The sequence below is a fragment of the Dyella dinghuensis genome (assembly GCF_003977615.1).
In the GTDB taxonomy this organism is placed as follows: Bacteria; Pseudomonadota; Gammaproteobacteria; order Xanthomonadales; family Rhodanobacteraceae; genus Dyella_B; species Dyella_B dinghuensis.
The window spans coordinates 589,184-614,825 of sequence record NZ_RYZR01000005.1 but is presented as its reverse complement, the minus strand read 5'-3'; the positions used below and the strand labels follow the sequence as shown (position 1 = coordinate 614,825).

General features: G+C 60.6%; 24 protein-coding genes. 12 read left to right on the top strand and 12 right to left on the bottom strand.

Annotated elements, in window-relative coordinates; all coding sequences use genetic code 11:
- Window positions 1-51: 51 nt before the first annotated feature.
- Entirely contained in the window at window positions 52-696 is a 645-nt protein-coding gene (gene yihA, locus EKH79_RS10345; protein WP_126673700.1) for a ribosome biogenesis GTP-binding protein YihA/YsxC, read from the top strand.
- A 185-nt stretch (window positions 697-881) separates the two neighbouring features.
- On the opposite strand, the gene EKH79_RS10340 is transcribed toward yihA, so the two are convergent.
- Window positions 882-1,379: a GAF domain-containing protein gene (locus tag EKH79_RS10340; RefSeq protein WP_126673699.1), complete on the bottom strand. Its 498-nt coding sequence runs from the start codon at window positions 1,377-1,379 to the stop codon at window positions 882-884.
- An 80-nt stretch (window positions 1,380-1,459) separates the two neighbouring features.
- Here EKH79_RS10340 and EKH79_RS10335 point away from each other — a divergent pair, with 80 nt between their 5' ends.
- From EKH79_RS10335 to EKH79_RS10325, 3 genes are read left to right on the top strand one after another with little or no spacing between them, the layout of a single operon-like run.
- A complete protein-coding gene (locus EKH79_RS10335; protein ID WP_158621228.1) occupies window positions 1,460-2,164 on the top strand; it encodes a TMEM175 family protein in 705 nt (234 codons plus the stop codon).
- Entirely contained in the window at window positions 2,161-2,838 is a 678-nt protein-coding gene (gene bioD, locus EKH79_RS10330) for a dethiobiotin synthase (RefSeq protein WP_126673697.1), read from the top strand. Before EKH79_RS10335 ends, bioD begins: the two co-directional genes overlap by 4 nt.
- Before the next feature lie 57 nt (window positions 2,839-2,895).
- Window positions 2,896-3,246: a hypothetical protein gene (locus EKH79_RS10325; protein ID WP_126673696.1), complete on the top strand. Its 351-nt coding sequence runs from the start codon at window positions 2,896-2,898 to the stop codon at window positions 3,244-3,246.
- A gap of 24 nt (window positions 3,247-3,270) precedes the next feature.
- Here the strand turns inward: EKH79_RS10325 and EKH79_RS10320 are convergent, their stop codons facing one another.
- From EKH79_RS10320 to EKH79_RS10295, 6 genes are all read right to left on the bottom strand, one after another.
- Complete coding sequence (locus EKH79_RS10320) at window positions 3,271-4,170, bottom strand: polyprenyl synthetase family protein (protein ID WP_126673695.1); 900 nt, start codon at window positions 4,168-4,170, stop codon at window positions 3,271-3,273.
- Between the two features lie 94 nt (window positions 4,171-4,264).
- Complete coding sequence (locus EKH79_RS10315) at window positions 4,265-5,920, bottom strand: copper resistance D family protein (RefSeq protein WP_126673694.1); 1,656 nt, start codon at window positions 5,918-5,920, stop codon at window positions 4,265-4,267.
- Between the two features lie 191 nt (window positions 5,921-6,111).
- Window positions 6,112-6,483, bottom strand: a complete 372-nt coding sequence (locus EKH79_RS10310; RefSeq protein WP_158621227.1) for a copper resistance CopC family protein — start codon at window positions 6,481-6,483, stop codon at window positions 6,112-6,114.
- 55 nt (window positions 6,484-6,538) lie between these two features.
- Window positions 6,539-7,264, bottom strand: coding sequence for a phosphorylase family protein (locus EKH79_RS10305; RefSeq protein ID WP_233590265.1), 726 nt, complete (start codon window positions 7,262-7,264; stop codon window positions 6,539-6,541).
- A complete protein-coding gene (gene shc, locus EKH79_RS10300) occupies window positions 7,261-9,231 on the bottom strand; it encodes a squalene--hopene cyclase (protein ID WP_126673692.1) in 1,971 nt (656 codons plus the stop codon). The genes EKH79_RS10305 and shc overlap by 4 nt, the downstream gene beginning before the upstream one ends.
- Window positions 9,228-10,397 carry a phytoene/squalene synthase family protein gene (locus tag EKH79_RS10295; RefSeq protein WP_126673691.1) on the bottom strand — a complete coding sequence of 390 codons (1,170 nt, stop codon included), beginning with the start codon at window positions 10,395-10,397 and terminating at the stop codon, window positions 9,228-9,230. Before EKH79_RS10295 ends, shc begins: the two co-directional genes overlap by 4 nt.
- Before the next feature lie 281 nt (window positions 10,398-10,678).
- Here EKH79_RS10295 and hpnA point away from each other — a divergent pair, with 281 nt between their 5' ends.
- On the top strand, window positions 10,679-11,656 hold the full coding sequence (hpnA, locus tag EKH79_RS10290) for a hopanoid-associated sugar epimerase (RefSeq protein WP_126673690.1): 978 nt from the start codon (window positions 10,679-10,681) through the stop codon (window positions 11,654-11,656).
- Window positions 11,657-11,689: 33 nt separating this feature from the next.
- On the opposite strand, the gene EKH79_RS10285 is transcribed toward hpnA, so the two are convergent.
- The 5 genes from EKH79_RS10285 to hpnI form a co-directional block, all read right to left on the bottom strand.
- Window positions 11,690-12,694, bottom strand: a complete 1,005-nt coding sequence (locus EKH79_RS10285) for a ferritin-like domain-containing protein (RefSeq protein ID WP_199754226.1) — start codon at window positions 12,692-12,694, stop codon at window positions 11,690-11,692.
- Window positions 12,691-13,731: a flippase-like domain-containing protein gene (locus EKH79_RS10280; protein ID WP_233590264.1), complete on the bottom strand. Its 1,041-nt coding sequence runs from the start codon at window positions 13,729-13,731 to the stop codon at window positions 12,691-12,693. Before EKH79_RS10280 ends, EKH79_RS10285 begins: the two co-directional genes overlap by 4 nt.
- A complete protein-coding gene (gene hpnK, locus EKH79_RS10275) occupies window positions 13,728-14,525 on the bottom strand; it encodes a hopanoid biosynthesis-associated protein HpnK (protein WP_267900445.1) in 798 nt (265 codons plus the stop codon). The genes EKH79_RS10280 and hpnK overlap by 4 nt, the downstream gene beginning before the upstream one ends.
- Before the next feature lie 217 nt (window positions 14,526-14,742).
- Entirely contained in the window at window positions 14,743-16,170 is a 1,428-nt protein-coding gene (gene hpnJ, locus EKH79_RS10270; protein WP_126673688.1) for a hopanoid biosynthesis associated radical SAM protein HpnJ, read from the bottom strand.
- Window positions 16,171-16,248: 78 nt separating this feature from the next.
- Entirely contained in the window at window positions 16,249-17,403 is a 1,155-nt protein-coding gene (hpnI, locus tag EKH79_RS10265) for a bacteriohopanetetrol glucosamine biosynthesis glycosyltransferase HpnI (protein WP_126673687.1), read from the bottom strand.
- A gap of 77 nt (window positions 17,404-17,480) precedes the next feature.
- On the opposite strand from hpnI, the gene EKH79_RS10260 reads away from it, so the two are divergent.
- The 7 genes from EKH79_RS10260 (at window position 17,481) to EKH79_RS10230 (ending at window position 25,604) form a co-directional block, all read left to right on the top strand.
- Entirely contained in the window at window positions 17,481-18,053 is a 573-nt protein-coding gene (locus tag EKH79_RS10260; protein ID WP_158621226.1) for a DUF2147 domain-containing protein, read from the top strand.
- Window positions 18,054-18,107: 54 nt separating this feature from the next.
- Window positions 18,108-19,136 carry a diphosphomevalonate decarboxylase gene (mvaD, locus tag EKH79_RS10255; protein WP_126673685.1) on the top strand — a complete coding sequence of 343 codons (1,029 nt, stop codon included), beginning with the start codon at window positions 18,108-18,110 and terminating at the stop codon, window positions 19,134-19,136.
- Window positions 19,133-20,209 carry a mevalonate kinase family protein gene (locus tag EKH79_RS10250; protein WP_126673684.1) on the top strand — a complete coding sequence of 359 codons (1,077 nt, stop codon included), beginning with the start codon at window positions 19,133-19,135 and terminating at the stop codon, window positions 20,207-20,209. Before mvaD ends, EKH79_RS10250 begins: the two co-directional genes overlap by 4 nt.
- Before the next feature lie 121 nt (window positions 20,210-20,330).
- Entirely contained in the window at window positions 20,331-22,610 is a 2,280-nt protein-coding gene (locus EKH79_RS10245; RefSeq protein ID WP_126673683.1) for a hydroxymethylglutaryl-CoA reductase, degradative, read from the top strand.
- Complete coding sequence (gene idi / locus EKH79_RS10240) at window positions 22,603-23,205, top strand: isopentenyl-diphosphate Delta-isomerase (protein ID WP_233590262.1); 603 nt, start codon at window positions 22,603-22,605, stop codon at window positions 23,203-23,205. Before EKH79_RS10245 ends, idi begins: the two co-directional genes overlap by 8 nt.
- Window positions 23,206-23,339: 134 nt before the next feature.
- On the top strand, window positions 23,340-24,476 hold the full coding sequence (gene hpnH, locus EKH79_RS10235; protein ID WP_126673681.1) for an adenosyl-hopene transferase HpnH: 1,137 nt from the start codon (window positions 23,340-23,342) through the stop codon (window positions 24,474-24,476).
- 18 nt (window positions 24,477-24,494) lie between these two features.
- Complete coding sequence (locus EKH79_RS10230) at window positions 24,495-25,604, top strand: glycosyltransferase (protein WP_126673680.1); 1,110 nt, start codon at window positions 24,495-24,497, stop codon at window positions 25,602-25,604.
- The last annotated feature ends 38 nt before the right edge of the window (window positions 25,605-25,642 follow it).

The window sequence follows — 25,642 nt, the reverse complement described above, 5'->3', positions numbered from 1 at the left end:
CAGAACCTCGAAATTATCCCCACGTCATCTTAGCCGGTCAAACCACACCTTATGTCGATCAATCCGCTGCAGGGCGCACAATTCGTGCTCGCCGCCCATCGCGTCAACCAGTTGCCTGCCGATGTGGGGGCCGAGGTTGCGTTCGCCGGCCGCTCCAATGCAGGAAAGTCCAGTGCATTGAATGCGTTGACGGGCCACAAGTCGTTGGCGCGCACCTCGAAAACGCCCGGTCGCACCCAGCAGATGGTCGCGTTTTCGCTGCCAGGTGTCGTGCAGGACGAAATGTCGCAGGCCGCGCCGACACGTCTGATCGATCTTCCCGGCTATGGCTACGCGAAGGTGCCCGAAGAGCTGCGCGAGCACTGGCGCCAGGAGATCGATCGTTATCTGCACGATCGAAAGAGTCTGCGCGGCGTGGTGCTGATCGTGGACATCCGTCATCCGCTCAAGGAATTCGACCGGACGATGCTGGAGTTCTGCTTTGGGACGCTATTGCCCTGTCACGTATTGCTGACCAAGGCCGACAAGCTTTCGCGCAATCAGGCGGCGCAAGCGCTGGCGGCGCTGCGCAAGCAGCTGGATGCGAGCACGCCTGTCACGGCGCAGATTTTTTCGTCATCGGAGGGCACCGGGGTGGAAGCGGCGCGGGAGGCGGTGATGCGTATGTTGCATGGCGAAGGGCGGCCCAGTGATTAAGGTCCGCCAAAAAGCAGCCGAATGCCATGACGTTGCCTTGGCTCGTCATTCCGGCGAAGGCCGGAATCCAGTGTCCATAAGCCGCAGACGTGCTCATACACACCAAACGTTGTCGCCACTGGATTCCGGCCTTCGCCGGAATGACGGTATAAATTGGCCTGTCGCGTGAGGTTCTGTTCGCGGTTTTAAGCCACGTTGGCCACGGCTTCCATGAACACCTTGCAAAGCGCTTCCATGCCAACGCGATCCTCTTCGTCGAAGCGTGCAACAGAAGGGCTGTCGACATCCCATACACCCAGCAACGTACCGTCGGCCTTGATCAAAGGCACAACGATTTCCGATTGCGACGCCGCATCACACGCGATGTGACCGTCGAAGCTGTGCACGTCGCGTATCACCTGCGTCTGGCGCGTTTCCGCAGCAGTACCGCACACGCCTCGCCCGATCGCGATGCGAATGCAGGCAGGTTTGCCCTGGAACGGTCCCACCACCAATTCGGTGCCGTCATAGAGATAAAACCCCGCCCAATTAAGATCGGACAGGCTGTTGAAAACCAGCGCCGAGAAATTGGCCGCGTTCGCCACCAGACTGGGCTCGCCAGCCAGCATGCCCCGGGCCTGTTCAGCCAGATCGGCATACTGCTCGGACTTGTTCGCCGCGGTGTTGTGCTTGATCTCAAACATGACGGAATGACTCGATTGCTGCAGACTGATACAACAAGATGGGACGTCTTGGGTCCGGGTACAAGGGGAGCACGCATATCATGAATGATCGGCACGATGCAGGACACGCGGGTCGCGTCGAGGCGCACCGGCTGGACGGCTTTTTCGACGCCGCATTTGCCTTTGCGGTGAGCGTGCTGGCGATTGCCGGGGCCGAGACGCCGCACAGTCTGCACGATTTGTTGCTGGACCTGTATCGCATTCCCGGTTTTGCGTGCAGCTTCGCAACGCTGCTTATTTTCTGGCATCGCCACGTGCGCTGGCGCGATCGCTTCCGCACGCACGATGGCGTCAGCATCACGCTCAGCCTGATGCTGGTGTTCTTCGCGCTGATCTTTGTCTATCCGCTCAACATGCTGTTCCAGTCGTTGTTCACGTCGATCTATTACTCATTCGGGCACACGTTGTTGCCGAACGAGCCGGCGATCGACAGCGTGCACGAATTGAAAGCGCTGTATATCTGTTACGCGTCGGCCTATATCTGCATGGCTGCATGTCTTGCGCTGCTCTATCACCACAGTTTGCGTCGCACGCAGCTTGATCGCGTCGACAATATCGAGGCGCACGAAACGATGTACGCGTTGGTTGGCTCTTTGTTGGTCGCAGCGCTTTCCCTCGTCACGGCATTGCTGATCCCCGAATCCGGTACGGGCGCCGGTTTGCCGGGTTATATCTATGTTCTGTTGACCGCGGTGTACTGGATCACCGGTCGCTGGTCGCGCAAAGCCAAGGCAAAACCCGCATGACACGTGCTGTATTCATCGCCGGGACCGATACCGGTATCGGCAAGACCCATTCGGCCTGCGCGTTGCTGCATGCGATCAGATCGACCGGACGAAGCGCTTGCGGCATGAAGCCGATCGCCAGCGGTTGCGACGAAACACCGGAAGGCTTGCGCAACGAAGATGCGCTCGCGTTGCAGGCGGCGAGCAGCACGCCACACGCGTCATACGACGACATCAATCCCGTCGCCTTGCGCGAACCGCTTTCACCGCATCTAGCCGCATCGCACGAAGGTGTGACGATTACCTTGTCGCCCGTGCACGCGGCATTCGATGACTTGCGGAAGCGTTACGACGTGGTCGTCGTCGAAGGTGTGGGCGGTTGGCGTGTCCCGCTCGCGCCGGACTTATTTGCGGCCGATATCGCCAAAACGCTGGCACTGCCGGTCGTGTTGGTGGTGGGATTGCGTTTGGGCTGTCTTAGTCACGCATTGCTGACGGCGGAGGCGATCAAGGCAGACGGTTGCAAGCTGGTGGGTTGGATCGGCAACCGGATCGATCCGCAAATGCTCGCGATCGAGGAAAATATCGACACCTTGCGCGCGCTGTTGCCCGCGCCTTGCCTGGGCATCCTGCCGCATGGGTTGTCACCCGAGCAGGCGTTCGGTCTGCTGGATAGCGCGGCGCTAGGGATATAAAGGGAAGACGGGACTGAATGCCGGTGCTTCACAAGCAATGGGATAAAAGGAGAGTCCATGACCCAGCGCAGCCACTATTTTTTGCAGATCCAGGATCTCGCGCATGCGCGAGGTTCGCAGCCCGAGCTGAGCTATGACGGTGCAGGTCCCGGCGATTTCGCCGCGGCGTTGCAGGACGCGCTGAGCACTCCGTCGTTGTTTCAACGCTGGCGCGCGATGCAGCCCGATCCGGATCAGGTCGATGAGCGCCTTGGTGTCACTGATCCATCGGCCAAGGTCAGCGCGAAGCTGGTCGATCTGCATACCGAGGTGAATGTCATTACCGATCTTCCGATGAGCATCGTGCGCCAGCGCCTGAATTGGCTGATTGGCATGAGCTGGCAATTGCACGACGTGCGACCGGCCTGAGTTGCAGCTCAGGCCGAACGGCTTTCAGTGATTGCGCTGCTGGATGTGATCGGCCAGCCATAGCAGCGGGCCGGCATCGCTCGATATGCTGCGAGCGGCGTCGCGTGCTTCGTCAAACAAGGCGTCGGCGCGTTGACGCGCTGGCTCCAGACCGAGCAAAGACGGAAACGTAGACTTGTTCTGAGCCAGATCTTTTCCGGCTGTTTTGCCGAGCGTTGCCGTATCGGCAACCAGATCCAATACGTCGTCCTGAATCTGGAATGCAAGACCGATGCATTTGCCAAAGTGTTCAAGCACATCGCGAACGCGATCCGGCACGTTTGCGGCAATGCCAGCGAGCTGACACGTTACAAGAATCAACGCGCCTGTCTTGCGCGCATGCAGCGACTCAAGCCGTTCCAGGCTTAGTGTGAGATTTTCCGAGGCCATGTCGACCGCCTGGCCACCGACCATGCCGAGCGAACCGGACGCATGCGTCAGCGCCTTTATCATGCGAATTCGTTGTTCTGCATCCAGGCCATTCGCATTTGCCAGTGCTTCGAAGGCGAGCGTTTGCAGTGCATCGCCAACGAGAATTCCCGTTGCTACGTCGTACGCCTTGTGCACCGTGGGGCGACCGCGACGCAGATCGTCGTTGTCCATGCCCGGCAAGTCATCGTGCACCAGCGAGTAGGCGTGAATCAGTTCGACGGCGCATGCGGCGGCATCGAGTTTCTCCGGTGCGACGCCGAGCGTTTCGCCTGCGGCGTACACCATCAGCGCACGCAGATGCTTGCCGCCTTCGCAGGCGTAGCGCATGGCTTCGTGCAGCCGGTCCGGATCGGTGTTGCCCGGTGGCAGCAACGCATCCATGGCATGGTCGAGCCGGCGCAGATACGCGGGCACGCGGGTGTCGAAGGAAACCTCGGGGGACGTCAGGCTCATGCGGTTCCGGAATGACAAATCGGGACGATGCGTATTATGACTGCCCCCGGCGCAGACGCGCCGGGGACAGCCGAACCATTTTACAGGGCGAGGATCAGGCCTCGCGGTACCAAAGCAGAATCACGCCGACCAGCATGAAGCAGATCGGCCACACCCAGCCGGCAATGCGGCCGCCACGGCCGGGCAGGCGCAGCTCCAGCCAGCGCGCCCAGCCTGCCGACACACCTGCCAGCGCGAGCGGCGTATGGGTCAGCTCGATCAGCAGCTGATCCTTCACGTTCGAGATTTGGTGGTTGTGCGTCAACAGCATCGCGCCGCCCACCGATACCAGCAGCGGAAACACGAGGGCCGCCTTCGGGTTATGCAGGCGTCCGGTGCGCACGGCCCACTCGAACAGACCGAACAGGAGGATCAGCGCCACAAAGAAGCGATGTTGCGCCACTTCCACATCGCGCCACGCGACCCACCATCCTTCATGGCCGAGCGGCCACACTTCCGGGTCCGAACGTATGAGTAGGAAGCCGGCCATCAGCAGAAATAGCAGTGGCCAGTGCTTCAACCACCCCACCCCTGCTCGATTGATCAGCGCAAGCAAACCAATCACGAGCACGAAGATGCCGGCCCAATGATGGTTGTATTCCGACCAGGCGATGTCTTCGGCGTTACGCGGCGGCAGAATGCCCGAGCCCGGCACATTCGCTTGCGCGGCGGCGGCATGACGCTGTTCGGCATCTTTGTCCAGCTGCGACTGCATTTGCGAGATCGCGAGCGTGTCGTGATCCGGCGACGTGAATCGCGGCCACGCCGGTGCATTACGCACGGCGATTTCGTGCAGCGTGACGCGATCGTTCGTCAGGTCCACCGCCGGCGGCACGGATGTCAGCGATGCGGCCGCAAAGAAAATCGTGAAGCCAATGCCAATTTCCACTTCGGCGAAGCGGCGCAGGCGAATTACCGATGTTTCCTGGTTCTTGCGCAGCCGCTCGGTCACCATCAGGTTGCCAAGACCAAGCAGCAACAGCGCGATGAACATCGCGATCTTGGCGCCCACCATCACACCGTATGCGGTGCCGTAAAACCCCTGAATGCTGCCGATGTAGTACACGCTCATGATCGAGCCGGAAATGATGATGCTGGCCACGCCGATCATCGACATCCGCGAGAAGCGCGCACCGACGATGCGCCAGCCGTCGGCATCCTTGAGCTTGGCCAACGCCAGCACGAAGCAGGGAATGGCGCCGATCCAGATCGCCGCGCCGAACTGATGCAAACCTTCGACGAAAAGCAGCAGCGTGTTGTCGCTCAGGCGTGCGAATGCGTGAGTGGTGAATGTTGCGGCGGTCAACTCCGCGGCGCCAAGCAGCAGCGGCAAAACGGCGCCAAGCGGGCTGCGGGAGATGCGATTGCCCAGGCAGGGAATCAGCAGCAGCGCGCAAATGACTTTCACCGTGCCGCATACGGCGAACGGTGCCTGCATCACGTCGGAGAACGACAGTCCGACTGTCGACATCAGCACGGCAACCTGCAAGGCGGTGCCGGCGATTTCCGAAAGGGCGAGCCCGATCGCGCTGTAGATGGTGAGTCGTGCGATGCGTCGTTCGAGATCGGCGCCTTGCGGCAGCAGATGCATGAAGGGGCGCAACAGGAAAACCAGGAACAGCACACCGCCGAGCGTCATCGACTGCGCGACGATGACCAGACCGTGCAGGATGATGCTGAGGTAGCCGAAGATGTCGACGAGAAGTTCCACGGGGAATCGCTCAGGCTTGAGGTGAATGTCGAACTACGGGGTCGTTTTTTTGCTCGTCATTGACCAGCTTCGCTGTTATGAAGCTTTTCGGCGCAGGCCGGAATCCAGTGTAAGCACGCTTCATTCGTGATCGAACATTCATGCGTTATCGCCACTGGATTCCGGCCTGCGCCGGAATGACGACGTGGAGGTTACGGTTTGGCAGCGACAGTGAAAGGCACATCACCACGCGTGATATGACCATCGAGCGCCAGCGCCTGCCAGCGAATGGTGTATGTGCCGGGTGTCAGATCGACGCCTGAATCCAGCTCGTTGGGTTGTTTGCCATTCGCTGCAATCGTCAACGTCGTTTCACTCTGATCGGACTTCACCAGCGTCATACGCGAGCGGTGCTGATCGATCTTGCTGTTGTATTTGAAGACGATATCGACGTGACCGGCTGCGACCGTGCCATTGGCCTTGGGCGAGCTGTCGACAAGGATGGCGTGTGCGGAAGCGCCGACGCTGACGAGCGCGCAGCTTGCAGCAACCAGGAAAGTACCGAGACGATGGCGCAGGGACATCAGGATTTTCTCCGTTATGACATGGCCGTAGCGACGGCGAAACAAAAGATGCAGCTTACGGGTGCCAGCCCAGCGTCGGTCCGGTTGCCTGGGCGGCGGCGCGGAGCGCATGGGTGGCGCGTTGCATGCGTGAGTATAGTCGGGGCAAGTCCCCGAGAACCGAAGGATGTCGGCATAACGCGGTTATCAGGCCGAATGTACGGGGGCGGCCCCATGCATCGACGGCATTATTGAGCGCCGTCGGAACCGTATCGCTAGCTTCGTCGACAATCGCTCGTAAGCTTATGAAAGGTAGTGAGTGTCGTTGCGCGATAGCGGCGACGGCGGCGCTTTCCATATCGACGGCGAGCGCGCCGAAGCGCCGACGGGCGTCGGCTTTTTCGGTCACCGTAAGCAACGGATCGCGGACGCTGAGTAACGATCCCGATGCTCGCAATGTCGTCGGCAATGATTGCTGCAAACTGGAGCGCCAGGATGCATCCGTTGCGTAACGTCCGCCATTCTCATCGAGAACATATTCCGGACAAATGAGCGTGCCGCTCGATAGCGACGAATCCAGCGCACCCGCCACACCGAAAACGGCTAGCGCTTTTGCGCCCGCGTCGACCAACTCCTGCGCGGCACGCTGGGCAGCCGGCAATCCCATGCCACTGAGCCGCAGCACTGCGCCATCTGCCAGCGGCGTGACGCGATCAAGTGCGACGTGAGGAATCAGCGTTCTGGCTTCGGATGCCAGCGCGACGACAATGCCCGTCGTGCGGATGGCATGCGCGTCGCTCAAGCAGAGGACTTCTTCAGTTGCCGGTAACGCGATAGTGCCCACAGCGGGAAGTACGCGGTGTAGCCGTGATACTTCAGGTAATACACGCGCGGGAAACCGGGCGCATTGTGCGATGGGTGATACCACAGCCCCGTTGCCTGCTGATCGGCGAGCAGAAAGGCGATGCCGCGCTTGACGGAATCGGAATGCACTTCACCCATCGCCATCTGCGCAAGCAGCGCCCATGCCGTGGATTGCGGCGTGCTGACGTTGTGGTTGGTGCCACGCAGTGCCGGCTCGATGTAGCTGTCGTTGGTCTCGCCCCAGCCGCCATCAGCGTGCTGGCGCGAACACAGCCATTCGATGGACTTACGGATATATGGCTGCTGCGGATCTTCGCCCGCCAGGGCAAGACCGCCGAGCACGCTCCAGGTGCCGTAGATGTAATTGCTGCCCCAGCGGCCCCACCAGCTGCCATCTTCCAACTGCGTGCTGCGTAGATAGTCGACGCAACGGCGCAGGCTTTCGCGATCCTGCGGGCGTGCAAGCACGCCCAGGCACGCGGCGACGCGGCCGGACACATCTTCGGTCGGTGGATCGAGCAGCGCGCCGTGATCGGCAAACGGAATCGCGTTGAGGTAGTAGTGCGTGTTGTCCGCATCGAAGGCGGCGAAACCGCCGTTCTTCGATTGCAGCGCAATCATCCAGTCCGCCGCGCGATCGGTGTTGAAGCGATGACGGCCGGATTCGCCGTTACGGCGATCCTGGATGTGCAGCAACGCGGCGGCTACCGCCGTGTCGTCGATATCCGGGTAATACGCGTTGTTGTACTGGAACGCCCAACCGCCTGGTGGCGCGTCGGGTGCGCGCGCTGCCCAGTCGCCTTTCAGTTCCATTTCCTGCTTGGAGCGCAACCAGTCGACGGACTTGGCGATGGCCGATTGCGTCGTCGCGTCGTCGCTGGTGTGCATCAGCGTCAGCGCGCTCCACACGGTGTCCCACACCGGCGATACGCATGGCTGGCAGTACGCCGAACCATCGTCGCGATGCACCACCAGGTTCTGGATCGAACGCAGGCAGGTCTGGCGAGCGGGGTGATCTTTGGGATAACCCAGCAGCGCCATCGCTTCATAGCTGTTGACCATCGGCGGGAAAATCGCACCGATGCCGTCTTCGCCATTCAAACGCTCGCGGAACCACGATTCCGCTTTGCTGACGGCGCGCTTGCGGATCGACTTCGGCATGAAGCGATCGATGAAGCGGCCGACTTTATCCAGCGCAAGGAACGAGCGATTGAGCAAACCGCCGCGGACAAAGTAATGACGTTCCTCTTCCGGCGGCGTGACAAACAATTCGCGAATGTTGATGTTGCGTGGATTGGCCGCCTTGGCCTTCAACGAGCAGAGAATCGTCAGCGGCACCAGCGTGGTGCGCGCCCAATACGAGATCTTCTCGATGTGGAACGGCGCCCAGCGCGGGAACAGCATGATCTCGACCGGCACGTATGGCGTCGCGCGCCACGGCACCTGCTGGAACAGGGCGAGCAGAATGCGCGTAAACACATTCGCTTTTGCCGCACCACCATGCGAAAGCACGGCCTCGCGCGCAATGCGCATGTGTTCGGCATCCGGATCTTCACCGGCCGCCTTCAGCGCGAAATACGCCTTGATCGTGCACGAAAGATCGATGGCGCCGCCGTAATACTGCGACCAGCCGCCGTGCGTCTGCGTTGCCTGCGTGGCGCGCAGATAGCGCGCCATCTTCTCCTGCAAGACATCGTCGATTTCATCCATGAAATGCATCATCAGGATGTATTCGGCGGTGATCGTGCAGTCGGACTCCAGCTCAAAGCACCAGTGGCCGTCCTTGTGCTGATGCTCCAGCAGCGTCACACGGCCACGCTCGATGGCCTGATCCAGACCGCTCGTCTGTGAAGGCTGGAAAAGGTCGTCAGTGGTGGGAGCGGTAAGTGGTGTCGTCGAATTCATCGATGCTGCGCTTCGTGGACGTCCGCCGGTTCGAACAACGCAACTTCAGCGATGTGCGGAATGGAACGCTTGGGCCACGTACGTCCGGGCGCCGACGGTTCGTTCCATTCAGTAGCCAGCGGCGTCAGCGGCAAGCCCCGCGCGGTGGTCGAGAACAACCAGCGCAGCGCAGTGTTGGATTTGCCGAAGATGCGTGTAAACAGAATCGTGCGAGCGACGGCATTACGCGAGATCTTGATCTGCGTACCCGCCGAGAAATCGAGGTTGTTGTGCAGATTGCGCAGCGTCAGCAGCGCCATGCCGATCGCCCACAAACAGAAGCGGCGAACACCTGCGTGTTTTGCAGGAAGCAGCAAGGTGTAGTCCAACGCATAGCGAAGATGCGCGTGCGCAATGCCGACGAGTTCGGACATCGTGGCGGCATAACCGGCGTTCTGCGTGCCCGACTTCAACGTGGAAAGATTCACACCGTGATGCGCGAACATATCCTGCGGCAACCAGCAGGCGCCGCGTGCGCGATCTTCCCACTGATCCTTGAGGATGTTGGTCATCTGCAGGCCCTGTCCGAAGGACACGGCCAGACGCAGCATCGTGTTGCGATGAGGTGCCAGCGCCGGTTCGAAATCGACGAACATCTCTGTCAGCATTTCGCCGACGACACCCGCCACGCAGTAGCAATAGCGATCCATGTCGTGCAGCGTAGCCAGACCTTGTATGCCGGCCTTGCGCTGAAACTCGTGCATGCCGTGCGACATGATCTTCAGGCACTTCACGATCGATGCCTGCTGCTCCGGATTCAGACTGCGCGTGACCTGCAGCACCAACGGCAGTTGGCGCATCAGGTCGCGCTCGGCTTCCAGCGTCGCATTCGACAATAGCGGTGCAACGGTATGTGCGACACGCTGTGCATCGGCATTGCCGGTGACGGCATTGACGAACGCATTTTCGAAGACGCGCTTTTGCTCGGCCGACAATGCCGGCTCGTCTTCAATCGTGTCGGCGATGCGACACAGCAAATATGCATTGGCAACCGCACGACGCAGTTCCGGAGGAAGCTGCGGGATGGTCAGCGCGAAGGTCCGGGACACCTTGGGCAGGATCTCATCCTGGTAGGTGTTGGCCTCGTCGCGTCCAGCAATGGCGGTGGCACTATTCAGTTCGATCATGGGCATGCCTCGGCCGCCGGGATTATGCCACACCCATGGCCGTACGAATCCGGAACGCCACGGCGTTCGGCGGTACCCGTTTCCATTGACAAACGGTGCAGTGGGGCACGTAGGGTCATAAGGGGACGGACAGCGGGCTGGCGGGGAGGGGCTAGCATGCCCAATATGCTGAAGCAGCAAGCGCTTTTCGTCCATAATTGTCGCATGACATGTCTAACTCTTTCGAGTGAGCAAGCCGCTCGTTTTGCTGTGCCTTCCGACCTATCCGCGGCGATAACGCAGTGAGGGCGCTGGTCACCGGTGCCACCGGTTTCGTGGGTTCGGCCGTTGCACGGCGCTTGTTGCGCGATGGGCACAGCGTGCGTGTGCTGGCGCGCCCCAACTCGGACCGGCGTAATCTGCAGGGTTTGGACGTCGAGGTGGCCGAAGGGGACCTCACGCAAGCCGCTTCCCTGCTGCCGGCCTGCGATGGTTGCGATGCGCTGTTCCATGTCGCAGCCGATTACCGTCTGTGGGCGCCCGATCCCAACGAGTTGTATCGAGCCAACGTCGAGGGCACGCGTTCGATTCTGGAAGCTGCGCGACAGGTTGGGGTGCCGCGCATTGTTTACACCAGCAGCGTGGCCACGCTGGGTATTCCGAAAGACGGAACACCCGGCAGCGAAACCACGCCCGTGACGGTGGACGACATGATCGGCCACTACAAACGCTCCAAGTTTCTCGCCGAAGAAGTGGCGAGGCAGTTCGCCGCCGAAGGCACGCCGGTAGTGATCGTCAATCCATCGACGCCGATTGGTCCGAACGACATCAAGCCCACGCCGACCGGTCGCGTGGTGCGCGACGCGATGTTGGGGCGCCTCCCTGCGTACGTGGATACGGGATTGAACATCGTGCATGTCGAGGATGTCGCTGAGGGTCACTGGCTTGCATTCGAACGCGGTGTTGTCGGCGAGCGCTACATCCTCGGCGGCTACAACATGAGCCTGCGCGACGTGCTCACCGAGATTGCCGATATCGCCGGACGCAAGCCGCCGAAAGTTCGCCTGCCGCATGGTGTGGTGATGCCGATCGCGCACATTTCCGAAGCGTGGGCCCGTCTGACTGGCATGAATCCGATTGCGACGGTGGAAGAAGTTCGTATGTCGAAGAAGCGCATGTTCTTCACCAGCGCCAAGGCCGAACGGGAACTTGGCTACACAGCGCGTCCTGCGCGGCTTGCTTTGGAAGATGCCGTGCGGTGGTTTCGTCAACAAAGCTGACGCGCACGCGTCAGCTTTGCAATCATCGACGGATCACTTGGCTTTCTTGCGGCGCTCGAAAAACCGCAGTATCGGCAACGCGCATTTCACCATGAACGGCATGGTGGTCGGTCGCAGCAGGCGTTTATCGTAACCGGCGAAGCGGCGATCGTTTTCGCTCAGGCAGCAGGCCATCAGTTCGGCCACGCTTAGCTCTTTCTCCGTCACCGACTGCGCGCCGTTTACGGTGAAGTTGTTGTCCTGCGCGTGTTCGTTGCCGTCGCCGTCCAGGCTCTTGGCCAGGTCCATGCGTTCCATCCCTAGGAACCACCAGACGCGGAACACTTTCCATTCGAAGGCAATGCGCTGGAACAGGTTGAGGTTGGCGCGATGCCAGGCGACCCAGTTGGCGAAGAGCAGGATGTGCCGGCATTCCTCCTGCATCACGGGTTCAAAGGTGTCGATCAGCTCGGGCGGGAACAGTCCCGATTCGTGTGCGACCTTGAACAGGCCGAACGCGAAGAAGCTATCGATGCATTCGCTATAACCGGTGACCAGATACGCCCATTCCGGATCCTGCGGGTACTCGTACGGCGGCTCCGGTACGAGCGGAATGCCATAGTGCAGCACCATCTTGGACAGCACTTCCTTGTGGCGGTTTTCCTCCCACGCGTTTTGCGCGAGCGCATTGCGCATCGGCGTATCGGTGATCGTGCGTGCATAGGCGGCCATGCGCAGACGCGCCTTGCCTTCGGTCTGCACGGCGATGTCCCAGATCGGCAGCGACGTAATGCGATGAAGCGCCGCGTCGTCCAGCGTCGGCCACTTGAGTACGGACGGGCGATAGGGATTGAACGTCTCGGCGAACATCCGACACATCATTTCTTTGTGCGCGTCCGAACCGTATTTGATGCGTTCGCCGCCAGCACTCAACCAATGGCGTGAGCGTTCCTCGGAGGCGGCAATGGTGGCTTCGTCCGGCTCACCCGTCGGCAGCACCGGTTCGTGAAAACCGGGCACCAGCGTTTGTGTGTCGAAGGCCTCGTGTTGGAGCGTCATGAACTTGCATTCTCATCAGAGGGGCGGTTGACCGAAGTTTCTTTGGTAGATGCACCGGCATACATCCGGCGCGCTTCGGCCCACTGCCAGGAAATCAGGGCGGGTACGCCAAAACCAATCTCGCGCATGCGTTTGACCAGCGACAGCGCCACGCTCGCCTCAGGCGGCAAACCGATGATATCGCCGAACAGCACCAGACCGCCTTCCTGCACGCCAAGGCCGGCAGGCACCACGAAAATGATGTGGCGCAACGCTTGCGTGACCGCTTCGATGGCAATCGCATCCCACACGCTGATCGGATAACCGAGCAAACGCAGCGCCAGCCACGTTTCAAAGCTGCCGACCACATAACCCATGAACTGCCAGAAGCAGGCGACGACCAGGCGCAGCGGACGCGAATACTGCGAACGGATTTCCAGATCGAGACCCGCGCCGTCGATCAGCTCGGTGAGCTTGGTGCGGCCGCCCAGCATTTTTTCGGCGAACCCTTCCAGGCGCGAAAATACCTTGCCGTGGCGAAGCACGATGATCAGGAAAATCGGCAGCGGGAGGCTTGCCGCGAGCGCGGAAATCACGGTGCTGAAAGCGCTGATATTTCGCGTCAGCTCGACCAGCAGGATGATGCCCAGCGCGGTGAACAGGTACTGGTTCACCAGCGTCAACAGCACTTCCATGATGATGCTTGCCGCCGCCGCGGCACCACCGATGCCGCGCCATTTCACCAGGCGAATGCCGATGATTTCGCCGCCGATGTTGGCGACGGGCAGCAGGCGGTTGCTCGCTTCGCGAATGGATGCGACCCAAAACAGAAAGGGGAGCGTCGCGCGTTTGTGCTGGTCGCGGGGTGCCAGCAAGATGCGCCATGCGATCACGTCGAGCGTGAGCGGCACAATGTGGAACGGCAGCAACCACAACAGCGGCCAGCCGGCGCGATCGATCGCAGCGACCACTTCGCCCCAGCCCTGATGCACGATCAGCGCAATCGCGCCGGCCAGGCCGAGAAATCCGGCGAGATAAGTCAGGCGCTGCATGTTCATGCCGCCGACACCGCGGGATCGGAGAAGCCGTCGCACAGCACATAGCGTTCGGCGATGGTTTCGCGCACGCGCGGCGACAACAACGCAGCGAGTTCGTCGGCGTGGCGATAGTCCGCCATGCTCTCAGTGATATGACCATGCGAAGCGGGGTGCAGATACACCTCGGAAAGTCCCGGCGGCAGTTGCTTGAGAATATCCAGCATCACGGCTTCATCCATGCTGCCGCTATGGCGCAAGCCGAACACATGGTCGTTGTACCGGATGCCGGCTTCTTTCATGCGCCAGCGCATGAGTGCGAGCCACGGCCGCAGCCACGGACCCATGCCGGGTTCCGAGGGCAGGCGAATAGCGTGCATGCCGTAATCGCGGCCAATCGACAGCATCATCGACAGGATCGTGGGATGCAGATGGAAATGCTTGTGCGCGTTGACGTGATCCAGCTGCAATCCCGTCGCCGCGAAGGCTTCGAATTGCGCGCGAATTTCGTCGGCGAGTTGCTTGCGTACGTGCGGCAGGAAGAAGAAACGAAAGCCGTTGCGCACCATGTCGGAGTTGAACATACCATGCGCATCGACCAGGTCGGGAATGCGCTGCGGCGGCAATATCGCGCGGCCGTCGGCGAGCACAAGATGCAATCCGACTGCCAGCCCGGGATTCTGCTTGGCGCGTGCCACGGCATCGGCGACAGCGGGCGCGGCAACCATCAAGCTCGCTGCGCGCAATACGCCATCGCGGTAACCGTGTTCGACGGCTTCGTTGACGGCCTGGTGCAAACCGAAGTCGTCCGCAGTGATGATCAGTCGAGGGCGATTGCTCTTACTCCCTCTCCCCTCCGGGGAGAGGGTTGGGGTGAGGGGCTGATCTTGCCGATGAGATGATTCGGAGCGCGATTTCATTGCAGGATGAGGCGAGCCGTGGCCCCTCACCTCAATCCTCTCCCCGGAGGGGAGAGGAGGCAAAAGCGGCTCGCTGCGCTCGCGAGGTAATCATCAAAAGTTCCGCTTCAAAAGATCAGGCTTCGTGCGCGCGCAGGAAGCGGAAGAACTCCACGCCTTCACGCAGACGGCGCTTCATCATGTCCCAGCTGGTGAGCATTTCCTTGACGATTTCCCAGATCTTCGACGGGCGGAAATAGAACGCCCGGTAGAACTTCTCGACGCCGTGGAAGATGTCTTGCTTGGACAGATGCGGGTACTCGATCAGCGCGAGCTGCACGCCCTTGTCGTTGACCAGGTTGACCGCTTCATTTTCCTTCAGCCAACCGTTCTCCACCGCCTGCTTGTACAGCGAGGTGCCCGGATACGGCGCAGCCAGCGACACCTGGATGGTGTGCGGGTTGATCTCCTTGGCGAACGCGATCGTTTTATCGATCGTTTCCTTGGTTTCGCCCGGCAGGCCGAGGATGAAGGTGCCGTGGATGGTGATGCCCAGCTTGCGGCAGTCTTCGGTGAAGCGGCGCGCGATATCGGTGCGCAGGCCTTTCTTGATGTTGTGCAGGATCTGATCGTCGCCCGACTCATAACCCACGAGCAGCAGACGCAGACCGTTTTCCTTCATGATCTTCAGCGATTCGTACGGCACGTTCGCCTTCGCGTTGCACGACCACGTCCAGCCCATCGCACCAAGACCGCGTGCGATCTCATGCACGCGCTCCATGTTGGAGCTGTCGGTGAAGGTGTCGTCGTCGAACATCAGCTCCTTCACTTCGGGCATGTTCTCTTTGATCCACTTCGCTTCGGCCAGCACGTTCGCGGCCGAGCGCGTGCGGTAGCGGTGACCGCCAACGGTCTGCGGCCACAGGCAGAAGGTGCACTTGGAGCGGCAGCCGCGGCCCGTGTAGATCGACACGTATGGATAGTTGAGATAGCCGATGAAGTAGTTGCTGATCTTCAGGTCGCGCTTGTAGATCGGCGCGACGAACGGCAGGTCATCCATGTTCTCGATCATCGCGCGCGGCGGGTTGTGCTGCACGGTACCGTCGGCGAGGCGATAGCTGATGCCGGTGATGCTTTCGAACGGACGACCTTCGGCCACTTCCTTGCAGGTGTAGTCGAATTCTTCGCGTGCGACGAAATCGATCGCGGACGATGCGGTAAGCGAGCCGGACGGATCCACCGCAACCTTCGCACCGACGAGACCGACCATTACGTTCGGCTTGCGCTCTTTCAGCAGCTCCGCGAATTTCGCGTCGGTCGGGAACGAGGGCGTGCTGGTGTGGATGATCACCAGGTCGTAGCCTTCGGCGATGCGCAGGCTTTCTTCCACCGACACTTCGTCGGCCGGTGCATCGAGCACGCGCGAATCGGGAACCATCGCGGCCGGCTGCGCCAACCAGGTCGGATACCAGAAGCTCTTGATCTCGCGCTTGGCCTGATAACGCGAACCGGCGCCACCATCGAAGCCGTCAAAGGAAGGAGCTTGCAGAAAAAGCGTTTTCATTACGATGTGACTCCTGCGGGGGCAGTAACCGTGCCCAGGGACAGCAGATAGTTCAGAAATCCAGCAAAAATGTTAGGTCTACGGCGCTGAACCGCCGCCTCGTGCATGCAGAACCTGACCGCGCCATCTTACTTGCCATCCGGCGAGGGCGGCTGCCCATTCCATCAGCATCAAGACGTCGCGGAGAGGAACCAACAGGACTTCATGCCAGGGGAAGGCTTGATCATCGGTGTGCCGCTGCAAAAAGTGTATCAAAACCCGCGCCGCAGCACCGAGTAGGGCAAGCGTCACGGTTATCGCACCGGGCGCGAGACACAGGCCCAGCAACAGCAGGGGCGTGGTGAAGCACACGAACGTCATGGCAAAGCCCCAGGGGGCGAGCGAGCGAATGGTTCGCAGCCAGCGCAGCTCGTGGGTCCACAAATCTTTCAATTGGCTTTCGTTTACATCCGTGCCCACCACGACATCCGAAAGCACCGTGCGCAGTCCCGCGCGGCGCGTCAGTTCGCCGAGCCAGAAATCATCGGCCAGGGTGTCGTTCAGCGCTTCGAAGCCGCCGATGGTTTGCAGCGCATCGCGGCGCAGGCAAATGGTGGAGCCGAATGCAAAACGCGTCGATCCGAACGCGTGCGAGAGCCGGACGGATGGCGCAAACCAGTCGTCGATGAACAGACGTCCAAGCCGCGACCAGAACGAGGGGCCGGGAATGCCGTAGTAGAGACACGTCACGATGCCCACGCCCGGATCGGCAAGCGGAGCTGTGACGCGCGTCAAGTAATCGGTGGGCACGTGGATGTCGGCATCGGCCAGCACGAGCCAGTCGTAGTTGGCGTGCGCCATCATGTTCAAGAGATTGCTCACCTTGAAGTTCGCGCCATGCACGCGCGGGTCGATCACCATCGTGATGCCCAGCTGCGGAAACTCCGACTGGAGTCGTCGCACGACGGCGATCGCGTCGTCGTCCGGATCGCGCACGCCGAAGATGAGCTGAAAGTCCGGGTGCTGCTGCAGGCAGAAGCTGCGCAGATTCTCGTAGAGCCGGGGTTCCGCGCCATGCAGCGGTTTGAGCACGGTTACCGGTCGCTGATGCTGTTTGCCGATGTCGTTCAAATCGGACACGCGCCGTGCTTTGAGCACAGCCCACAGCGCTACGAAGGTATAGCCTGTCGCCGCAAAGGCCAGCGCGATGCCTAGTCCATGGATAATGGTGGTGACGATCCAGCTTGATGACATGGACGTTTATGCTACAGGCACGCTTTGCCGAAGCGCCGGACATTGGGTCCATTTATCCACCATGCAAGGAGGGCACGATGACTGGTGCACGTCTCGGACGCCTTCCGCGTCTTCTGTGGTTGTCTGCGCTCGCCTTCGTGCTTTTGTCAGCGCCGTGGATCCCCGTCGTTGCCGATGATGGCGTGGCCGATTCGCCGGCAGCGGCGGGCATCGTCGGAGATTGGCTGGTCGACAGCCGCGATGCCGTGATCCACATCGAGCGCGTCGGCGACGAATATCAGGGCTATATCCGCTGGCAATTGCACGACAGGTACGGTCCGGAGGACGGCCCGGCGCTCGACGGAAAGATCGTCACCGACCGGAATAATCCCAATCCGGCGCTGCGCGGGCAGCCTCTGACCGGGCTCAGACTGCTGACCGGCCTGCGATATGACGCCCGTAACAACAAGTGGACCGGCGGCAGGGTTTATAATTCCGATAATGGCAAGACCTACAATTGCCTGGTAAGGCTTCTGAGCCCTGATCGGCTGCAGTTGCGCGGCTATATCGGCATCAGCTTGTTTGGCGGAAATACCGTATGGAGCCGGGTCACGATGACGACCCCGGGCCGGAACGGTTTGCCTTATGTGATGCAAGCGTCTGACAAATAACGATTGTTTGGTTTTTTGCTACTCCATCCCCCAGCGACACATCCAGCAAAACGTATGACACGTGAACCCCGCGCCGATGCACACGGCCCATTCCATGCTGCCTCGCAAGCTCAGCCAAATATCGCGCTGATCAAGTACTGGGGTAAGCGCGATGCTGCGCTCAACTTGCCGGTGGTCGGTTCCATATCGATCACGCTGGACAGTTTGTGGACCCGCACCCAGGTGCGCTTCACACCGGAACAAACGTACGATCGCGTCAGCCTCAATGGCCGCAGCGATGAAGCCGAAGCCAAGCGTGTAACCGCGTGCCTCAACCTGCTGCGCGAGCGCGCAGGTGTGGCATGGGGCGCAGACGTCGCCAGTCAGAATAATTTTCCGACCGCGGCGGGCTTGGCCTCTTCCGCATCGGGCTTTGCCGCATTGGTGCATGCAGGCGCGAATGCGCTGAATCTTCAACTCAGCGATGCAGAGCTGTCGGTGCTTGCGCGCCGTTGTTCCGGTTCGGCTGCACGTTCGATTTTTGGCGGATACGTCGAGTGGGCGCATGGTCAGCGTGCCGATGGCACCGATTCGGTTGCCACACCGCTGCTCGATGCCGATGCATGGCCGTTGCGCGTTGCCGTAGCCATTACTTCCACGGCGGCCAAGCAGATTGGTTCCAGCGAAGGCATGAACCGCACGGCGCGGACATCGCCCTATCAATCGGCATGGATCGATACGCAGGAAGCCGATCTCGCCACCGCGCGCGATGCGATCCATGCGCGTGATTTCGATGCGCTGGCGCTGATTTCCGAACACAGCTGCCTGAAGATGCATGCGTTGGCCATGGCATCGCAACCTGGTTTGCTTTATTGGAACGGTGCGACGATGGAATGCATGCATCGCGTGCGTGCCCTGCGTCAGCAAGGCGTGCCGGTGTTCTTCACCGTCGATGCCGGTCCACAGGTGAAAGCGGTTTGCGCGCCGTCGGCGATCGAACAAGTCAAAGCGGCATTGCGCGATGTGCCGGGCGTGCTGGATGTCCACGACACGGGCCTTGGTGCGGGTGTGCGCGCCATCGCAAAGGATGCCGTGGAAGCATGATGGAAATCACCGCGAGCGCACCCGGCAAGCAGGTATTGCTGGGTGATTACGCTGTACTCGAAGGCGCGCCTGCACTGGTGCTGGCGGTCAATCGCCGTGCCGAGGCGCGCATCGTGTCGCGGGACGACGGTGTATGTGATGTGTATGCACCGGATCTCGATGTCGCTGCTGCACGCATCTCAATCGATGGCGATGGCACGTTGCAATGGCAGTGCGATAAAGCCACCGCCGCCAAACTCACGTTGATCGAGCATGTGTGGAACGATCTGCGAAGCGAGGGGCTTGCACCGCCATTGGCGGGTGGCTTCAGCATCCATCTCGATACATCCGGCTTTTTCTATGGCGATGGCGCGTCACGCGTGAAGCTGGGCCTTGGCTCCAGCGCGGCGCTGACGGTTGCGCTTGCATCGGCGCTTGCGACGTATGCGGGCCATAGCGAAGCGATGGGCGATCCTGTGCAATGGACACGCCGTCTGTATCGCATGCATGGTGGTTGGCAGAGCGGTCGCGGTAGCGGCGTCGATGTCGCTGCGGGTGTCGCTGGCGGATTGATCAGCTATCAGCTCGCCGGTCATGACCATGTGCCGAGTTTCAAACATGAAACATGGCCGCTGCCGGGTGTGCATTCGCTGTTTGTCTGGTCAGGACAAGCGGTTTCGACATCCCATTCGCTGCGGCATTTGTCGCAGTGGCGTACCGCAAATGAAACAAAGTACGCATTCCATATGCAGCAACTCGGCACGATTTCTGCGGCTGCCGTGGATGCATTGCGTGCAAAAAAGGCGCAATCTTTCATTGGGCTGACAAATGACTACGCCGCAGCGTTGCAGAGTTTTGGCGAGGCATGTGGCTTGGAGATTTATTCACCGGCGCAAAAAAGCTTGCTAGAAATGGCGGTTCGGGCGAACGTCAGTTTCAAGCCGTGCGGTGCTGGTGGGGACTTCGGCGTGGTTTTTGCCGATGATCCGGAAAGGTTGGCGACATTTGAGCGCGCCATTGTTGCGGCCGGTATGCAGGTCATCCCCTTGCCACTTGAATTGCATGGGGTCAGCTGCCATATGCGCCAGACGTGAATCGCCCTTCAAGGATTTCTAGCGTGATGGCCAACGTTTTTGAAGGACATTGTCGGCGTGCTGCATGCAACGTCCAGGCGATGGGCTACGACATTATCGACCTACGCGGAGTGCCTCAAGCATGAGCGCCGAAACATCGAGCAGCGAACGTTCCCGATTCCCTGCGTTTTACAAACTTTCCGTCTCCGATCGCGTCCGCATCATTCATGAGCGCGGCTGGGTGTCGGCAGAGGATTATCAGTCGCTCGTCTCCGGCGAGCACACGCTGAAAATCCACAAAGCCGACAAGATGATCGAGAACGTCGTCGGCGTGATGGGTCTGCCGGTCGGCCTGGGACTTAACTTTCTCGTCAATGGCCGCGACTACATCGTGCCGTTGGTGGTAGAGGAGCCGTCCATCGTTGCTGCGCTTTCGTCTGCTGCGAAAGTGGTGCGTGGTGTCGGCGGCTTCAAAGTCGAGAGCACCGAGCCGATCTTGATCGGTCAGGTACAGGTGGTCGACGTGCCGCATCTCGCGCACGCAAAGTCGGCGCTGATGCAACGCAAGGCCGAGATCCTGAATCTCGCCAACAGTCTGCATCCGCAGATGGTGGCGCGCGGCGGCGGCGCACAAGATCTGGAAGTGCACACGCATGCACGCGCAGAAGGCGGCGACATGCTCGTCGTGCATCTGCTCGTCGACACGCGCGATGCGATGGGTGCGAACCTCGTCAACACCATGTGCGAAGGCATTGCCTCGCTGGTGGAAACGATGACCGGCGGCCGCGTCTTCCTGCGCATTCTTTCCAACCTCACCGACCGTGCGATGGTTCGCGCGCGTTGCGTGATTCCGGCTGAAAACCTCACCGGCAAGGGCTACGCCGGCGAAGAAGTACGCGACGGCATCATCCTCGCCAACGAATTCGCCAGCATCGATCCGTATCGTGCCGCCACGCATAACAAGGGCGTGATGAACGGCGTGGATGCGGTGGCGCTGGCGACCGGCAACGATTGGCGCGCTATTGAAGCAGCTGCACATGCCTACGCTGCACGCGGCGGCCGCTACACCTCGCTCACGCGCTGGTATAAAGGCGAGAAGGGTGAGCTGGTGGGCGAGCTCGACATTCCGATGAAGGTCGGCATCGTCGGCGGTCCGCTGCAGTCCAACGCCACCGTCGCACTCGACCTGCGCTTGCTCGGCGTGAAGACCGCGCGCGAGCTGGCCGAAGTGATGGGTGCGGTGGGTCTTGCACAAAACTTCTCGGCGCTGCGTGCGCTGGTTACCGAAGGTATCCAGCAGGGCCACATGACACTGCACGCACGCAGCGTGGCGGTGGCAGCCGGTGCAACAGCGGAGATCTTTGACACCGTGGTCGAGCGACTTGTGGAAAGCGGCGAGATCAAGATCTGGAAGGCGCAGGAGATTGTCGACCAGGTGCGCAAAGAATCGCGCGGCGTTCCGGAAATCACGGAACAACCGGCGGTCGATCATCGCGCCTGCGGTCACGGCAAGATCATTCTGCTCGGCGAGCACGCCGTGGTGTACGGCAGTCATGCGATTGCTGCGCCGGTGCCGCTCGCGGTGCGCGCGACGGCACAGGATACGAACTCTGGCGGCGTGGACATGCTGATCCCGCGCTGGGGCGTGGAATATCGCCTGCATCGTGATCCGGCGCACCGCGATTCGTTCCAGCGCTCGCTCGGCATCATCTTCGATCAGCTGGAGCTGACCGAACGATCGGTGCGCATCGAAGTGTTCCCGAACGTGCCGCGTGCGATGGGCCTGGGCGGCTCCGCTGCCATGGCCGTCGCCGTGATTCGCGCGCTCGATCAGCACTATCAGCTGGGCCTGCGCGATGACGAAATCAACGCGCTCGCCTTCCGCTGCGAAGAAGTCGCGCACGGTTCGGCTTCGGGTATCGACAACACCGTTGCTACCTACGGCAAGCTGTTGCTGTACAAGCGCGCCGCACAGAAGGGCGATGCCCCGATGATGCGCGAGCTGAAACTCGCCAAGCGCATTCCGCTGGTGATCGGCATCAGCGGCAAGGAAAGCCTTACCGCCGTGACGGTCGGCAAGGTGCGCAACGCGTGGCAGCGCAATCCGGCGCTGTACGACGGCATCTTCCAGCAGATCGATGGACTCACGTTGCAAGGCGTCGAAGCCATGCAGCAATACGATCTGGAACGCCTTGGCGATCTGATGAACATCTGTCACGGCCTGCTCAACGCGTTGCGCGTGTCGAGCTGGGAAGTGGAAGAACTGGTACAGATCGCACGCGAACACGGTGCACTCGGTGCCAAGTTGACGGGTGGCGGTGGTGGCGGTTCGATCGTCGCGCTGTGCCCGCAGAACAAGGAAAAAGTCGCCGCGGCGATGCGCGATGCCGGCTATCAGGCGATGGAGGTCGAGATTGGATAATCAAGAACGCGAGCACCAGGAATGGCGCGATTCGCGCGAAGTGGTTTCCTTCGACGACGAACCGCTAGTCCTGGTCGACCACGAAGACCGTGAAGTCGGCTTTCTCGACAAGGCGTCCGCGCATGTCGGGAAGGGCACGTTGCATCGCGCCTTCTCGATCTTCGTATTCAATGCGAAAGGCGAGCTGCTGATGCAGCAGCGTGCGCCCGGCAAGCGTCTGTGGCCGGGCTTCTGGTCCAACACCTGCTGCAGTCATCCGCGTCGCGGCGAGACGATCGACAACGCCATTCATCGCCGTCTGAGCGAAGAACTTGGGCTGCAGTGCGGACTCGACTATCTGTTCAAGTTCGAATACCAGGCGCAGTTCGACGCCGATGGTGCCGAACACGAATTGTGCTGGGTCTACGCCGGTCGCAGCGACGATGCGCCGACCGTGAACGTGAACGAAATCTCAGGCCTGCGGTATATCGCCCCCGATGCGCTCGACGCGGAGATGGCGGCCAATCCTGGCACGTTCACGCCCTGGTTCAAGATGGAATGGGAGCGCATCCGCCGTGACCATGCGCACGTGTTTGCCCCCAGGTCCGCAGGTTAGGCTGGCGGGGAATAACGGCCCTTTCGAAGCTGCTTTATACTGTGGTTATGTAAGACTTACCGCCGTTTGATGCGCAAGCGTCCCCAAACCCTAGGTTTGCTGGCATCGATGGCACTGACGTACTGGAGAATCCTTTGGGTATTCCGCTTATTCAACAAACGACGATCGCTCGCTACATCATCAGCAAGAAGCTGAGCGGTCAAAAGCGTTATCCGCTGGCGATGATGTTGGAGCCATTGTTCCAATGCAATCTGGCGTGCGCCGGTTGCGGCAAGATCGATCAGCCCAAGGAAATTCTGCAGAAACGCATGAGCGTGGAGCAGGCGCTGGCAGCGGTGGACGAATGCGACGCACCTGTCGTTTCCATTCCGGGTGGTGAGCCGCTTATCCACAAGGAACTGCCGAAAATCGTCGAAGGCCTCATCGAGCGCAAGAAATTCATCTATCTGTGCACGAACGCGATCCTGCTGCCCAAGCACATCGACGAATACAAGCCGTCGCCGTACTTCACCTGGTCCGTGCATCTCGATGGCCTGGAAAAGCAGCACGACAAGTCCGTGTGCATGGACGGCGTTTTCGAAAAAGCTGTCACCGCGATCAAGCTGGCGCTGTCCAAGGGCTTCCGTGTCACCGTGAACTGCACGCTGTTCAACAGCGAGCCGCCGGAAGAAGTCGCCGACTTCTTCGACTACGCGATGGAACTGGGCGTCGAAGGCATCACTGTGTCGCCGGGCTACAGCTACCAGCATGCACCGCGTCAGGACGTGTTCCTCGGCCGCAGCGAAAGCAAGCAGCTGTTCCGCAACATCTTCAAGATTGGCAAAGAGCGCAAGCGCAAGTGGGCGTTCAACCAGTCGGCGATGTTCATGGACTTCATCGCAGGCAACCAGGCGTACCAGTGCACGCCGTGGTCCAACCCGACGTACAACATCTTCGGTTGGCAGAAGCCGTGCTACTTGCTGGTCGATGAGGGCTACGCCAAGACGTACAAAGAATTGATGGAAGACACCGAGTGGGAAAAATACGGTGTGGGCATCAATCCGAAGTGCGATAACTGCATGGCGCATTGCGGCTTCGAAGGCACGGCCGTGGATGACATGTTCGCTCACCCGCTGAAGGCACTGAAGGTGTCGATGCTGGGTCCGCGTACCGATGGCCCGATGGCGCCTGATCTGCCGGTAATGTACGGCGATCGTGCCGACGCCACCGCGATCAAGATTCCGCTCAGCTCGATCCAGCGCCGCACGTCGCAGACCGAAGCCAATCACTGACGTTAAACGCCGCTACCGATGGGCACACTGGAATGGGTTGCCGCGTCGATACCGGCAGTGATGTGGGTGGGGTTGCTGCTGACACCGTGGCGACCCTGGAGCACCCGCGAGCATATTGAAGCCGACCCGCAAGCCGGGTCGGTGGATCTCAGCGAGATCACCGTACTAATCCCTGCACGGAATGAGGCCGATGTCATCGGCCTCACGCTTACGGGTTTGCAATCGCAAGGTCATGGCTTGCAGGTGATCGTCGTGGACGATCAATCCAGCGATGCCACAGCCCAGATCGCTGCATCCTTTCCGAATACGCGTGTTGTCAGCGGCCAACCGTTGCCGGAAGGTTGGGCAGGCAAGTTGTGGGCGCTCGAGCAGGGCAAGTCGCACGTGCGCACGCCGATGACCTTGCTGCTGGATGCCGATATCCAACTGCAGCCGGGTTTGCTTGCGGCACTCCTCGCGCACAAGCGCAAGGACAATCGCCAGTTCGTATCGCTGATGGCAGATCTTCGCCGCACCAGCTTCTGGGATCGCTTGTTGCTGCCCGCGTTCGTCTACTACTTCAAGCTGATCTATCCGTTCGCGCTTTCCAACTCCAGCTTTCGCCACGTGGCAGCCGCGGCGGGCGGTTGCATTCTTGTCGACACCGAAGCACTTCAACGTGCTGGTGCCTTTGCGAGTTTGCGCAATGCATTGATCGACGATTGCACACTGGCACGGCAAGTCAAAAACGCTGGCTATCGCACATGGCTGGGTTTGAGCCGTAGCGTGGTGAGTCTGCGCCCCTATGGCGACCTGCGCTCCATCCACGACATGGTGGCGCGTTCGGCCTTCACGCAGCTTGGCTATTCCACGGCCATGCTGCTGATCGTGACTATCCTTTTCATCTTCGCCTACGGCGTGCCCTTCATCCTGCTTGGATCGGCACAAAGCTGGCGTCTAGGCCTCGTGGCCCTCATCGCGATGATGCTCAGCTATCTGCCCATGCTCCGCTATTACCAGATGCGGCTGACCTGGGCACTCCTGCTGCCGCTGAGTGCGCTCCTGTACATCGGAATGACCTGGAGCTCGGCCATCCGCTACTGGCGGGGCGTCCGCTCCCGCTGGAAGGACCGCACCTACAGCACCTAACGGGGGCGAATCTGCCCCTGCCTACAGGCAGGCTTGGA

What these genes read in the sequence shown, in the direction of transcription:
- hpnJ (WP_126673688.1), bottom strand. Translation starts at nt 16,170, where the DNA reads ATGAAAACGCTTTTTCTGCAAGCTCCTTCCTTTGACGGCTTCGATGGT.
- EKH79_RS10285 (WP_199754226.1), bottom strand. Translation starts at nt 12,694, where the DNA reads ATGACGCTCCAACACGAGGCCTTCGACACACAAACGCTGGTGCCCGGT.
- hpnI (WP_126673687.1), bottom strand. Translation starts at nt 17,403, where the DNA reads ATGTCATCAAGCTGGATCGTCACCACCATTATCCATGGACTAGGCATC.
- bioD (WP_126673697.1), top strand. Translation starts at nt 2,161, where the DNA reads ATGACACGTGCTGTATTCATCGCCGGGACCGATACCGGTATCGGCAAG.
- EKH79_RS10340 (WP_126673699.1), bottom strand. Translation starts at nt 1,379, where the DNA reads ATGTTTGAGATCAAGCACAACACCGCGGCGAACAAGTCCGAGCAGTAT.
- EKH79_RS10295 (WP_126673691.1), bottom strand. Translation starts at nt 10,397, where the DNA reads ATGATCGAACTGAATAGTGCCACCGCCATTGCTGGACGCGACGAGGCC.
- EKH79_RS10245 (WP_126673683.1), top strand. Translation starts at nt 20,331, where the DNA reads ATGAGCGCCGAAACATCGAGCAGCGAACGTTCCCGATTCCCTGCGTTT.
- EKH79_RS10310 (WP_158621227.1), bottom strand. Translation starts at nt 6,483, where the DNA reads ATGTCCCTGCGCCATCGTCTCGGTACTTTCCTGGTTGCTGCAAGCTGC.
- EKH79_RS10335 (WP_158621228.1), top strand. Translation starts at nt 1,460, where the DNA reads ATGAATGATCGGCACGATGCAGGACACGCGGGTCGCGTCGAGGCGCAC.
- EKH79_RS10260 (WP_158621226.1), top strand. Translation starts at nt 17,481, where the DNA reads ATGACTGGTGCACGTCTCGGACGCCTTCCGCGTCTTCTGTGGTTGTCT.
- EKH79_RS10250 (WP_126673684.1), top strand. Translation starts at nt 19,133, where the DNA reads ATGATGGAAATCACCGCGAGCGCACCCGGCAAGCAGGTATTGCTGGGT.
- shc (WP_126673692.1), bottom strand. Translation starts at nt 9,231, where the DNA reads ATGAATTCGACGACACCACTTACCGCTCCCACCACTGACGACCTTTTC.
- EKH79_RS10230 (WP_126673680.1), top strand. Translation starts at nt 24,495, where the DNA reads ATGGGCACACTGGAATGGGTTGCCGCGTCGATACCGGCAGTGATGTGG.
- EKH79_RS10325 (WP_126673696.1), top strand. Translation starts at nt 2,896, where the DNA reads ATGACCCAGCGCAGCCACTATTTTTTGCAGATCCAGGATCTCGCGCAT.
- yihA (WP_126673700.1), top strand. Translation starts at nt 52, where the DNA reads ATGTCGATCAATCCGCTGCAGGGCGCACAATTCGTGCTCGCCGCCCAT.
- EKH79_RS10320 (WP_126673695.1), bottom strand. Translation starts at nt 4,170, where the DNA reads ATGAGCCTGACGTCCCCCGAGGTTTCCTTCGACACCCGCGTGCCCGCG.
- EKH79_RS10280 (WP_233590264.1), bottom strand. Translation starts at nt 13,731, where the DNA reads ATGAACATGCAGCGCCTGACTTATCTCGCCGGATTTCTCGGCCTGGCC.
- mvaD (WP_126673685.1), top strand. Translation starts at nt 18,108, where the DNA reads ATGACACGTGAACCCCGCGCCGATGCACACGGCCCATTCCATGCTGCC.